Source organism: Arundinibacter roseus (genome assembly GCF_004348825.1).
Classification (GTDB): Bacteria; Bacteroidota; Bacteroidia; order Cytophagales; family Spirosomataceae; genus Arundinibacter; species Arundinibacter roseus.
Genome location: NZ_SMJU01000002.1, coordinates 367,498 through 379,812 on the forward strand (window position 1 = coordinate 367,498; position 12,315 = coordinate 379,812).

Consider the following 12,315-nt stretch of genomic DNA (forward strand, 5'->3'; position numbering starts at 1 on the left):
GTTGATTTTGAATTAAAAGAAGTAAACATTCATTTTGCCAGAAAAGGAAAAATGAGAGACTTTATACGGTATTTCCCAAAAGGCTTTACTAAAAAAAAGCTCCTGTTGCAGGAATAATCCTCAACAGGAGCTAGTATAGAGCTGATTAGCGAAAATTATTCCAACCCGCCCCGTCGGGTAGGCGAGCGCTTCGCGGGCCAGGTGGTTGGCTCGCCGTTGCGACCTACCGGTATGCGAACTTCTTTGGACGTGTCTTCGTCTTCACAAGCCATATACACCAAAATTGCGGTCAGAATGGCATTGCTGCGTACATCGTCAAATACAATCTTATCGTAGGTATCCAGATTGGTGTGCCACGTATAGTTGCCATATGACCAGCTAAGTGAACTCAGCGAAAAAGCCGGAACGCCCGCCGCAAGAAACGAGGCGTAGTCGGACCCGCCGCCGCCCGGATTACCGGGATAGGTGAACGTAATGTCTTTGGTAATTTCTGCCGGTACCTGACTAAACCACCGACCCAAATAGTCGTAGGCATGTACAAAACCCTGTCCCGAAATATTGGCCACACGGCCCGTGCCATTGTCCTGATTAAACAACGCCTGAATCTTCGGCAGCATGTTGGCGTGGTCTTCCACAAAACCGCTTGACCCATTCAATCCTTGTTCTTCACTGCCCCAATGTCCCACCAAAATCGTCCGTTTGGGGTTTGGGTAAACTTTTTTCAGAATCCGCATAACCTCCATCATCAGAATCGTCCCCGTTCCGTTGTCGGTAGCACCAGTACCGCCATCCCACGAGTCAAAATGCGCCGAGAGCATCACGTACTGATCAGATTTTTCGCCGCCCATCATTTCCGCAATCGTATTATAAGTAGGTACCACCCCGTTTTCTTTGGATTCCGCTTCCAGCCGAAGCGTTGGTTTCTTGCCACTTTCCACCAGCCGATACACCAATCCGTAATCTTCCAGACTCAGGTCAATGGTAGGTACTTTTTTGGTGTATGCGCTAAAAATTTTATTTGCTCCAAATCCCTGCGACCAGTAGGAAGTTACGATACCCACAGCTCCGGCATTTTCGAGAGTAATTGGCAAACTCCGGCGGTCTTTGCCGGTCTTGGCAAGTCGCGCATTCCAGGCCTCCGTTTGTTCTTCTTTTTCTTTTTTAATTTTTTCAAAAGATTCTTTGGTGGCAAACTCCTCCCAGTTGTAATTGGGGCGTCCGGTTGGTTGCAGCATCGAAATCATGACCAATTTCCCTTTTGCCGAGGGAAGCCATTTTTGAAACGCCAGTGAATCGGCAAACTCCGGCAGAATAATTACCTCAGCCGTCACGCCACCTTTTGGTGTGGCGGGGCTCCATGCCAGTTGAGTGCCCGAAAGCGATCGTACCCAGGGAGTTAGCAGGTCAATGTGGGTAATACCGCGTTCCCAGCCGCGCCATTCGCCCCATTTTTCGTTGCGTGCCTGAATGCCCCATCCGGCATATTTTTGCACGGCCCATTCGTGGGCCTTTTGCATCTGCGGACTTCCCACAAGTCGTGGGCCAATGCCGTCCATCAGTTCATGGGCAATCGGTTCGAGTTGCGAGTTATTGGTTGCTTCGGCAATGATTTTGTCGATGATTTCCTTTTTTACCTGTGCAATTGAAAAGTGCCCGGCCAGAAGAAACCCGACGAGTAGCAAATGTTTTTTCATGGGTTTGGTTGTTTGTGTAGCTAAATATATGCCTAACAAAGAGAAGAATTAGTAAAAAATAGATTTGTTTTACTCTTTCACCGGAATTTGCCAATCAGTTGATTTTTATAAATTCTGAATTACGACTCATTTTTCAGCAACTCCCGTAGGCCTGCCGCACAGCGATCCATTTCTTCCGACGTATTGTAATGAGAAAGACTGATGCGAAGTACGCCGTCGGTCAGGTCTTTTACGCCCATTGCCTGCAACAGTCGATAGGCGTAAAAATGCCCGTTTTTAGCGGCAATATCATAAGCAACTAATCCATCAGCCAGAGTTTTGGACGGTACTTTGGCGGCTGTCAGTGAGATATTTGCCTCCCGGTTTTCTACCGTAGAGCGCCCAAGGATCCGTATGGGTAGCGTATTCAATTGCCGCAAAAGTTGATCACAAAGGGCGGTTTCATGCGCATGCATGAGTCCGGACACAAGCCGGGCTTTTTGATGCAGCGGCAGCGATTCATCCGTAAAATGATGGGAATAAAGCGCCTGAAAATAGTCCCCGATTCCGGCCAACGCAGCGATAGCCGCATGGTCGGGACCAGCGGAGTCCAGGCGTTTGTTGAGATAGGGGGTATTGAAAAAATGGCATTGCGGCGCCAGAAGTTCCAGAAAATCAGGCTTTACTACAAGCACTCCCTGATGCGTACCGTAGGTTTTGTAAGTGCTGAAAACGTACGCATCCACGTCAAGTTCGTCGAGATTTGGCCAGCTGTGGGGTGCACACGAAACGCCATCTACCACAAAACGAGCACCAACGGACCGCACGCGCTGCCCAATTTCGGCCAGCGGATTGATCGTGCCAATGATGTTGGAACTGTGCGTGACGCACACCAAAACCGTAGCCGGATTGAGTAGTTTTTCTAAATCTTCCAGCGCAAGCTCACCGGTAGCAGGGTCAACTTTCCAGAATTTCAGCGTGGCGCCCTGCTGCTGACAGAGGCGTTCCCAGCCACCGATGTTCGATTCGTGGTCCTGCTCAGTAACAATAACTTCGGTATTTTTTTTCACCAATGGCACACAGGCCTGCGCCAGTGTATTGAAGCATTGCGTAGAAGAAGCTCCCAGTGTAATAAAATCAGGAGAGACGTTCAGCAAATCGGCCATCGTTTGACGGCCTAAATCCATGGCTTCTCCGGCCCGACTGGAAAGCGGATTGGCGCCGTAGGGTTGTACTTTATAGTTCCTGTAAAAATCGGTCAGGCGGTCAATTACCGCCCCGGCTACGAAACTCCCCCCGGCATTGTCCAGAAAACCCAGCGTTTGGCCGGTTGGGGTTTGAAATACGGGAAATTGTTGTTTGACAAAGGCTACATCAAGTGATTTCATGCGAAGTGTTTTGAACAAAATGATGTGGCAAATTAGCATTTTGCAGCGTCAACAAGGGCACTATGGCATTTATTTTTCCAGAGCAAGACGAGCGGTGAATAGGGCGAGCAGGAAGGTGAGAGGAGTGAAAATGATGGTTTCCAGGGAATTCAAAGCCAGGAGGTTGCCAACGGTATTTAATGTAAAAAGGGCTACAAATAGCCAAAGAAAAAGCGTAATAAGTGGGTGAGAAGCCTTTTTGTCAACCCGCTTTTTTTTAATTAAAATTAAAGATAGAAATAGGAAGTTTATGGCAAGAGCAACGCTTTCAAACTGAATGAGTTGGTCACGTGTTTGCAGCTGTCCGCCCCACACCATTGTGATAGGCACAAACCCCAGGAGAGCTGAAATATGGTATAAAAATGTAAATATAAGGATACCAATCAGCGCTTTGTATGCAAAAGTGAATGGAATGTGGCGAAGCGGCATAGTTGAAAGATTTGAAGGTTTACGCTCTGAATGTAGCCGTGAAGATACCACGATGCCCCTGATTTATTTACCTTTTCAATCCTGAAAATTATACGCTTAACGTAGGGGAAACGGTACCACCAAATTGGGGAATATGTAGTGATAAATAAGTAAAAGAATTTACAAAAGAGCTTTGGAAGAAGTTGTTTTCATTTAATTAATCCTCTTTTTTCATGCAAAAAATAGCACGTACTGCGTACTTGTCTGCGGTGGTGGCCGGATTGGGTTCACTTTTGGCATTTACAGACGGCCTTGTACCTTTTTCCGAGTCCGTCCAATCTCCCAAAATCGCTGCGGCCATCAAAGTCCCCACGGGTTTTGTGACGACAATCGTAGCCGAAGACCTGCCGGGCGCCCGACACATGGTGGTTTCCAAAGGCGGTGATTTATTTGTAAAGCTCTCAAAACTCAAAGACGGTAAAGGGATTTACAGGTTGTCGGATACCAACGGAGACGGTGTGCCTGATGCCAAAACGGGCTTTGGCGATTACAAAGGAACCGGGATTTTTATCAAAAACGGGTATTTGTACGCTTCGTCCAATAGTGAGATTTTTCGCTATAAACTCAATGAAAAAGAGGAAGTTATAGATTCTGAAAAGCCCGAACGGCTGGTTTCTGGAATGGTAGATACTGGCCGCGATAATTCCAAATCAATTGCCCTGGACGATCAGGGAAATATCTATGTGAACATCGGTTCGTCTAACGAAGCCTGCCGGGAAACCGGAACGGGTAAAGGAATGATGCCGTGTCCGTTGCTTGATACCGTGGGCGGAATTTGGCGTTTTAAGGCCGATCAGCTAAATCAAACTCAAAAAGATGGTTTTCGTTTTGCGACGGGTTTGAAAAATACTGTCGGCCTGGACTGGAATCGGAAGACCAACTCTCTGTTTGTGCTGCACCACGGACGCGGACAGTTCCATGATTTTTACCCCGATTTTTTTACGCCTCAGCAAAGTGCGGTATTACCTTCTGAAACGATGTATGAGCTGCATGAAGGAGCTGACGCAGGATGGCCGTATGTGTACTATGATCATTTTCAGAAGAAAAAAATCCTTTCACCAGAGTATGGAGGAGATGGCAAAAAAACGGGAGGTGAAAAAGCACTGAATCCCGTAGCGGCCTTTCCAGCGCATTTGGGGCCAAACGGATTGCTTTTTTATACGGGTAAAATGTTTCCAGCCAAATACCGCGACGGTGCTTTTGTTGCGTTTCACGGACAAAATTCCGACATGAAAAAAGGCTATTTCGTTGCTTTTATTCCATTTAAGAATGGAAAACCAGCGGGTCCGTATGAGGTTTTTGCGGATAATTTTGCCGGAATCGATCTTGCCAAACCCAGCGGCCCGGTGCAGCACCGTCCGTGTGGACTGGCCCAGGGACCCGATGGTTCTCTCTATGTTTCGGACGATTTGAACGGGACTATTTTCAGAATTGCGTATGCCAAAAAATGAGAAGCATGTATTGATCCCTAAAAACTGATTTGGTTGCTTTTAGCTCCGTCAGCAGCGGCCCATAGGTACTGAAAATGGGCCGCTCCTAACGGAGCTCATGCGTTTTTTACGGCAACACATCTACAAACAGGTCGCCATGCTGAGGCTTAGGTAATTAATTTAATCAGTCACTTTTCAGCGGGCAGTCCAGCCACCATCTACCGGAATAATCGACCCTACCATGTAGCTCGCTGCATCGCTTGCCAGAAAAATGGCCAGGCCCTGAATTTCCTGCAACTCACCCCAACGGGCCAGCGCCGTGGCTCCCACAATGAAGGATTTGGCTTCCTCGGTATGTGCAATCGGCAGGTTCATTTCGGTCAGAAAAGGACCCGGACAAATGGCATTTACATTAATTGCAAAGGGAGCAAGTTCCAGCGCCAGCGCGCGGGTCATTTGTACCACGGCACCTTTGCTCGACGTATAAGGTGTGCGGTTTGCCAGCCCCACCATGCCAAGCGTACTTGCCAGGTTAATGATTTTTCCGGCTCCCTGTTTTTTCATGGCAGGAGTTACCGCCCGGCAGCACAGCCATGTTCCATTCACGTTGACCTCCATGACTTTTGAAAAATCTTCCGGTGTAACCTCATCAATTGCGCCTCTGATGTTGATGCCAGCACTATTGATAAGAATATCAATCGTGCCAAATAATTCAAGCGTTTTTCGAGCCATTGCCTCCGTTTGTTCCACGCTCGTAACATCGGCTGCGAAGGAGTTGATTGTGCAGGCAGGATATTCGGCCCGAAGGGTTTCCGCGGCCTGAGCGCCTTCTTCGGCATTGCGGTTTACGAGCATCAGGTTAGCACCTGCCGAGGCCAATCCGGCGGCCATTGCCAGCCCCAGACCTTTGGAACCGCCGGTGATAATTGCCGTTTTTCCAGTCAGATCAAATTGTTTTATTCCGGGTAAAGAAGTCATTCGTGTTTTGTGAAAATGTGTTTTTTGTACAAAGAAATTGAAAATTAATTAAGTTAATTTTAGAGTTTTTCGGCTAAAATTCAGCGATTCCAGAATGTTTTTTTCCTCAATATTCAAACGTTCTTCAACTGTTTTATCAGAAAGTACCGGAAGGTCAGTTTTTGACTTTTTCTCCCGAATCATCCGAATGATAGCTGCTGCCTCTGCACCCGAAACCTCCGCCATCGTGGCCCAGTACTCCGGCTGCAAACAGGGGATTTTGAGCGGGTCACGGGTAATCATTTCGAGGTTAAAAGTCACCGTCGGATTCTGTTTCTGACACAGGGCCACAATGGCGGGTAAATCCAAAATGCCTTCACCCAAAGGTACTTCTGACAGCAAAAATCCATCGTCGTATTCCTGAACACCCATATCTTTCACGTGCGTTGACATCAGGAAAGGCAGTAACGTTTGAACCACCTCCATGGGTTTTTCCAAAAGGGCAATGCTATTTCCGAAGTCGAGCGTTACACCTACCCACGGGCTATCGAGTTGTCGCATTGTGGCAGCTAATTCGGTGGCGCGCCAGTCTTTGTGGTTTTCAACGGCCAATTTTACTTTGTGCTTCCGCACCACGGGTTCAGCCCATTGCAGCGATTGAATGGCGTTTTTCTTAAACTCCTGAAATTCCTGTGCCGTTTTGAGCGATTCATACCTTCGTCCGTTCATGCATACTGTCCGCAGAACCTGCGCTCCGGCTTCTTTGGCATTTTTAACGTCCTGTTCAAAGCGACTAACGTCCTCGGCAGTACGCGGCAAAGAAATTGAACCTTCCAGATACATGTCCCATTTTTCCCGTTGCGACCGCACTTTTTTTGAAAATTCATCGCCCCAATCCCGCACCACGACCTGAATCCCGCCCGCCCCAATCTGATGACAATGTTGCATAAGATCCAGCGCATTGGTAAAGCCGGGAAATGTTGAACTCGGAGTTTTGGAGTTCCAGCGGGAAGCGTAGGAGTGAACCACTATGCCCATCTGAGACGATTGAAACAGGCTGCTAGGCTTTGGAAGCGTCAACGCAAGCGCTCCCCAAGCGGAGTGTTGTATAAAGCTCCGGCGACTCAGCGCGGTATTTTCTTCCTCAGAAGATGTTGAAAATGGGAACTGCGGCATAAGGGATTATTTTTGGTTGCCTTGTGGAGTTTTGGTTTTTTCAATGTGCTGATTCAACTCATGAGCCGTCCAGGGAACTACCCGGCCCTGCGAAGTATGCCGTGTAGTACCTACAACCCGCTTGTTTACCGGCCCGGCGGCATTTCCCCACTCATTACGAATGTAAGTCAGAATGGCCGTCAGTGCCCCGTCGTCCATTGTGGAGTGCGACGGCATCACCGGCAGAATTTCCGGAGCGTCATATTTTTTGCCCAGCACGTCTACGGGCCCTTCCATGCCATGGAGCAGGATTAACGAGAGTCGTTTTTCATCCCCCAAAACCCATTCGGAGCCAACCAAAGGTGGAGCAAAACGATTGAGTCCGGCTCCGTCGGTGCCGTGGCAACCGGCGCAGGTGGTCAGGTACTGCTGACGGCCCAGAGTAAATTGTTTACGGTCTTCGTCATTCAGTGGATGAGCAGTTTGTGCCACTACCGTACGCGAGGGCTTGTGTCCCGGCCAGCTAAACAGCCCCTTAAGCGCAGTAACCCGGCCGGGATCGGGGCCATTTTTGGGTTGTAAAAAGAGGACAGGAGCTTTGGGCAGAGCAACCACGCCGGGCTTGCCGCTGTTTGCCTGTATGGCAAGTGCCGTAAGTATTGTTTTTTGGTGCCAGCCAAAGGCCGCTTTCTCCTGATTGATAGTGGTAAGTAAAGCGTTTAACTCGGTGGCATTGCGTTTTTTATAAATGGCCGTAGTCAACATTTCGAGAAAAATCTCTTTGGGCTGACTGTATTCCTGCCATGTTGGGCTCGCTGTCAGAAAGCGTAAAAAGGAGTATTCCTGGTTTTGGAGGCTACTTAAAACGGCATCCCGCATCAGCGGAGCTTCTCCATGAATAGCCAATAATTTTTCAAAAATCGGAAAACTCACAGCGGTCGAAACCGCCCCAACCGACAGCGCAAGCTGTAAACTCAACTCAGGAGACGGATCGGATGCCAGGGTTTTTAGCTTCATTTCCAACGCTTTGCGGGTCCATTCGTCCTTCTTTGCCCAGGGATCCAACAGCCGCAATGCCGTCGATTGGACCAAAGGATGAGGGTCAGATAAAGCAGCAAGATATAGTTCAGCAGTTCCTTTTTTCATCCCATCCAGCGTCCAAAGGGCATGAAAGCGGCCGAACGGAGCGGTGCCATTTAAGGCAAGTTGTCGCAGATTGGCTACGGAAGTTGGGTCGTTTCGCTCTACCAGCAGGCGTTGAGCTATGTCGCGGTGCCAGCCATTTGAATTGGAAAGTTGGGTAACGAGTTCAGAAGAGGACGCAGCAGAGAGTTTCTGGGGTTTTGCAGGTTGCCAATTTTCAGGAACGATCCGCCAGATTCGACCCAAATGAACGGGCAAAACCAATCCGCGAGACAGCGTTTGTTCCCGAAGGTAGGGTGTAACGTACGCTCCGTGTTGAATTAATCCTCGGTACATATCGGCGATATAGAGCGCTCCGTCGGGCCCGGTGGCGAGGTGAACCGGTCGGAAACGTTCGTCGGTAGAAGCGAGAAATTCCGTGCCCGGTGTCGGGTCGAAAGCTTCAAGTAAAAACCCTTTTTTTTGAACGACATTTCGTTTGATCAAATTACCGGCCGGTTCACAAACAAAAGCATTTCCCTGATAGTCAGTGGGTAATGTTTTTTCCCGATACACCAGGGGTGAACAGGCTGCGGTAAATTCCAGCAGCTTTCCTTCGGCGTCCAGCGTGCCGGGAATGTAGCCCCGATTCACCGCCGGATTGGGCCGGATGGGGTACACCCGACGGTCAATCGTGAGGCCGTGGTCAATTCCGGACGTTGGCGCGTGGTGCTGATTTCGAGTCAGAGCGTTAGGTGGAACGAGGTCAGCATGTAGCTGCGACCAGTTGTAATTATAAAATAAATGCCCTTCGTCGTCGTGACTGACGCCCCACTGTCCCCTGAACTCCGTGCTGTCGCGCAGCCATTTGCCGTTGGTGAGGCGATATCTGAACCTTGATTTTACATTATAATAGTAGTTATCCATTCCGCGCCAAAGTCCATTTCCCGAATGTTCGGGGAGGGGACTTCCGGCATAGTCGGCATCCAGCAAGGTTTTGGAATCTGCTTTAAGATCTCCATTGGTATCCTGCGTTAGCCAAAGCGACTGATTTTCAGCAACAAGTGCTCCGCCCGGCACGAGCGCCAGCGCGCGGGGCATGAGCAGGCTGTCGAGGTAAATCGTGCTTTTGTCCATTGTCCCGTCTCCGTCGGTATCTTCCAGCACCGAAATCCTGCCCGACGGCTGATCTTCTCCTTCGCCGTCAATTGTTGGCATAAATCCCCGCATTTCCACTACCCACAACCGACCGTCCGGGTCAAATGTCATTACTACCGGATCCTGAACGAGCGGTTCGGCGGCAACGAGTTGAATTTTCAGCCCCGGCGGCAGGCGAAACGTGGCAAGTTCTTCCTCTGGCGTTTTTGGGGGAGAGCTGCCTTCACTTCCCGGTGCACCCACCTGCACCGGAACGAACATTCCGGCGCAGTAGAGTCCCAGCAAATAGAGATTTTTGAGCATGAAACAAAGATTTTACACAAAATGACTTACACTTTTCTGTAATCAGGATGTATGTACGGTTTGCGGTAGGGGCGTTCGAGCAGGCCATTGGCTTCGCGGTCGCCGCTGATGCTCCGGGTTTTTGGGTCGTATACGATCGGGCGCCCGGTCTTCATCGAGATATTCGCCAAAATACAGCTTGCCGTAGAAATATGTCCTTCCTCAATATCCGCCACAGGCCGACCCTTGTTTTGAATTGCGGCCAGAAAATCAAGCATGTGCAGACGTGTGGCGGGAGCTGCGTTTAGTTCGATTCGCTCTTCGGTAATATCTTCCGGATATTTTTCTTTTTCATACACCACATCTTTATGGATTTTTTCTCCTTTTCCGGTGGGAATAAAATCATACTGCATCGTACTTCCCCAAAGCGTACCTTTTTCGCCGTACAGCGTAAACGACCAGGGGTAATCCGGATTATTGGGCGTTCCCCACGAGCGGTGCTGCCATACGCAGTTTAGTTCGGGATATTCAAAAATGGCTGACTGCGTGTCCGAAATATTGGATTTACCTTCCTTTTGTACATAAATTCCGCCCGTAGAGCTGATGCGCGTAGGCCAGCCCAGCCCGAGCATCCAACGCACCGTATCCAGCATGTGTACGCACATATCGCCCGTAATGCCGTTGCCATATTCCATAAATGTACGCCACCAGCGAATATGCGGCAGACCATCGTAGGGGCGTAGGGGAGCGGGGCCGGTCCACATCTCATAATCCAGAAAATCGGGCACGGCTTCCACCGGCGGATTTCCGTTGTTCCGCATGCCAAAGTAGCAGCACATTTCAACGTGAGAAACCTTGCCTAGCAGCCCGGCATCCACAATGTTTTTCTTGGCGTCAATCAAATGCGGCGTACTTTTTCGCTGTGTACCCACCTGCACCACGCGGTTGTATTTGCGGGCAGCAGCCACCATTGCTTCGCCTTCCATAACGTCAACGCTAATGGGTTTTTGTACATATACGTGCGTTCCGGCTTTAAGCGCGTCAATTGTTTGCAGGGCATGCCAGTGATCGGGCGTGCCAATCAGTACAATGTCCAGCTCGTTTTCATTTAGCATTTTTTGATAATCTCCGTACAGCTTCGGCACTTTGCCAGATTTCTGTCGTTGACTCACAAGCTTTCCGGCCGCTGAAAGCAAATTTTTGTCTACATCGCACAAGGCTACCACCTCCACGGGTGCTACCTGAATCAGGCGAAAAAGGTCACTTTTGCCATACCAGCCGGTGCCAATCAGCCCAACCCGATACGGTTTGAGGGGGTTAATAATGTCCATTCCCTGCGCACCAAGTGCCGTGAGGGCCAGCGTGGCCGATGCTCCCTGAAGAAATCGGCGGCGATTGATATTGAAATGATTGATCATGAAGGTGAACTTTTGACCGGCCTGCCAGCAGAAGACCGCGGATTTGAGTGTTTGTTTTTGTTGATTAAAGCCAGTTAGGGTGCGTAGATACTTTTTTTTACCTATGAAATTTACTATTTTATCCTTATTTAATAAATAAAATTAATGATTCAGGCGAGAGAATTGCTCGGAGTGGTAGAACAGTACATGCCGGATACTTGAATTGTCCGATTCTCTGCGTTTTTTTGCTATATTAAGCCAGGTATTTTGACCTGTATCCGGAAGTTATATTTTTTAAATTTTTAGAAGAATAGTATGCGTGCCAAAACGATTACATTTTTTAATGAAGGCAAGAGAATACAACAGCTCATCTTTGAGCGTTACCTCAAAGACTTTATTCTCATAAGCATTGGGGTGGGCTCGGCCACGATTGGCCTGAAAGCATTTTTACTACCCAATAAATTTCTGGACGGAGGCGCAATGGGGCTCTCGCTGCTCACCCGAATCGTCACGGGAGTAGATTTATCCTTATTGATTGTCCTGATCAATTTGCCTTTTCTGATCATTGGATATCGACAAATTTCCCTTCAATTTGCCATTAAAAGCGCATTTGCCATTCTAGTTCTTGCTATTTTGGTTCACTATGTCGAGCTCCCGATGCTGACTCAGGACAAACTTCTGATTTCGGTTTTTGGTGGATTCTTTCTGGGAGCGGGCATTGGTTTTTCGATTCGGGGCGGAGCCGTTATTGATGGTACAGAGGTTCTTGCCATTTACGTCAGCCGCCGGGCGAGCCTGACCGTGGGAGATTTTATCGCCATTTTTAATGTAATTCTGTTTACGGGAGCCATTTTCTTAATTAATATTGAGACAGCGATGTATTCCATGCTCACGTACTTTGCAGCTTCCAAAACAATCGATTTTATTATTAATGGAATTGAAGAATATATTGGGGTGACGATCATTTCTGAACATGCCGTACGAATCAGAGAAACGATTGTAAATACGCTGGGGCGTGGCGTAACCGTCTATAAATCAGAAGGTGGCTACGGAAAAGCCGGGCGTGTGGATCAGGATCGCAAGGTGCTTTTCTGCGTCGTAACGCGGCTGGAAGTTTCGCGGCTGCTACACGAAGTAGATAAATTGGATCAAAATGCGTTCGTTTTTCAGCATTCTATTATGGATACAAAAGGCGGCATGATAAAAAAACGCCCGCTTCATTGAGGAAGCGAGCGTTGGAATTTTT

9 protein-coding genes are annotated in these 12,315 nt (G+C 48.7%); 2 read left to right on the top strand and 7 right to left on the bottom strand.

Features of this window, described 5'->3' with window-relative positions:
• Positions 1 to 155: 155 nt before the first annotated feature.
• The 3 genes from EZE20_RS04110 to EZE20_RS04120 form a co-directional block, all read right to left on the bottom strand.
• Positions 156 to 1,694 carry a M20/M25/M40 family metallo-hydrolase gene (locus EZE20_RS04110; RefSeq protein WP_132114772.1) on the bottom strand — a complete coding sequence of 513 codons (1,539 nt, stop codon included), beginning with the start codon at positions 1,692 to 1,694 and terminating at the stop codon, positions 156 to 158.
• Between the two features lie 119 nt (positions 1,695 to 1,813).
• Positions 1,814 to 3,061: an aminotransferase class V-fold PLP-dependent enzyme gene (locus tag EZE20_RS04115; protein WP_165933402.1), complete on the bottom strand. Its 1,248-nt coding sequence runs from the start codon at positions 3,059 to 3,061 to the stop codon at positions 1,814 to 1,816.
• Positions 3,062 to 3,130: 69 nt separating this feature from the next.
• Entirely contained in the window at positions 3,131 to 3,529 is a 399-nt protein-coding gene (locus tag EZE20_RS04120) for a hypothetical protein (RefSeq protein WP_132114776.1), read from the bottom strand.
• Positions 3,530 to 3,741: 212 nt separating this feature from the next.
• Between EZE20_RS04120 and EZE20_RS04125 the strand changes: the two genes are divergently transcribed.
• On the top strand, positions 3,742 to 5,019 hold the full coding sequence (locus tag EZE20_RS04125) for a PQQ-dependent sugar dehydrogenase (RefSeq protein WP_132114778.1): 1,278 nt from the start codon (positions 3,742 to 3,744) through the stop codon (positions 5,017 to 5,019).
• A 174-nt stretch (positions 5,020 to 5,193) separates the two neighbouring features.
• Here the strand turns inward: EZE20_RS04125 and EZE20_RS04130 are convergent, their stop codons facing one another.
• Genes EZE20_RS04130 through EZE20_RS04145 form a run of 4 tightly spaced genes read right to left on the bottom strand, consistent with a single transcriptional unit; the run spans position 5,194 to position 11,087 of the window.
• A complete protein-coding gene (locus EZE20_RS04130; RefSeq protein WP_132114780.1) occupies positions 5,194 to 5,976 on the bottom strand; it encodes an SDR family NAD(P)-dependent oxidoreductase in 783 nt (260 codons plus the stop codon).
• A gap of 48 nt (positions 5,977 to 6,024) precedes the next feature.
• Positions 6,025 to 7,131: a sugar phosphate isomerase/epimerase family protein gene (locus EZE20_RS04135; RefSeq protein WP_228713520.1), complete on the bottom strand. Its 1,107-nt coding sequence runs from the start codon at positions 7,129 to 7,131 to the stop codon at positions 6,025 to 6,027.
• Positions 7,132 to 7,137: 6 nt separating this feature from the next.
• On the bottom strand, positions 7,138 to 9,693 hold the full coding sequence (locus EZE20_RS04140; protein ID WP_132114782.1) for a DUF7133 domain-containing protein: 2,556 nt from the start codon (positions 9,691 to 9,693) through the stop codon (positions 7,138 to 7,140).
• 26 nt (positions 9,694 to 9,719) lie between these two features.
• Positions 9,720 to 11,087, bottom strand: coding sequence for a Gfo/Idh/MocA family oxidoreductase (locus tag EZE20_RS04145; RefSeq protein ID WP_132115114.1), 1,368 nt, complete (start codon positions 11,085 to 11,087; stop codon positions 9,720 to 9,722).
• A gap of 297 nt (positions 11,088 to 11,384) precedes the next feature.
• On the opposite strand from EZE20_RS04145, the gene EZE20_RS04150 reads away from it, so the two are divergent.
• Positions 11,385 to 12,293, top strand: a complete 909-nt coding sequence (locus EZE20_RS04150) for a YitT family protein (RefSeq protein WP_132114784.1) — start codon at positions 11,385 to 11,387, stop codon at positions 12,291 to 12,293.
• Positions 12,294 to 12,315: the final 22 nt, after the last annotated feature.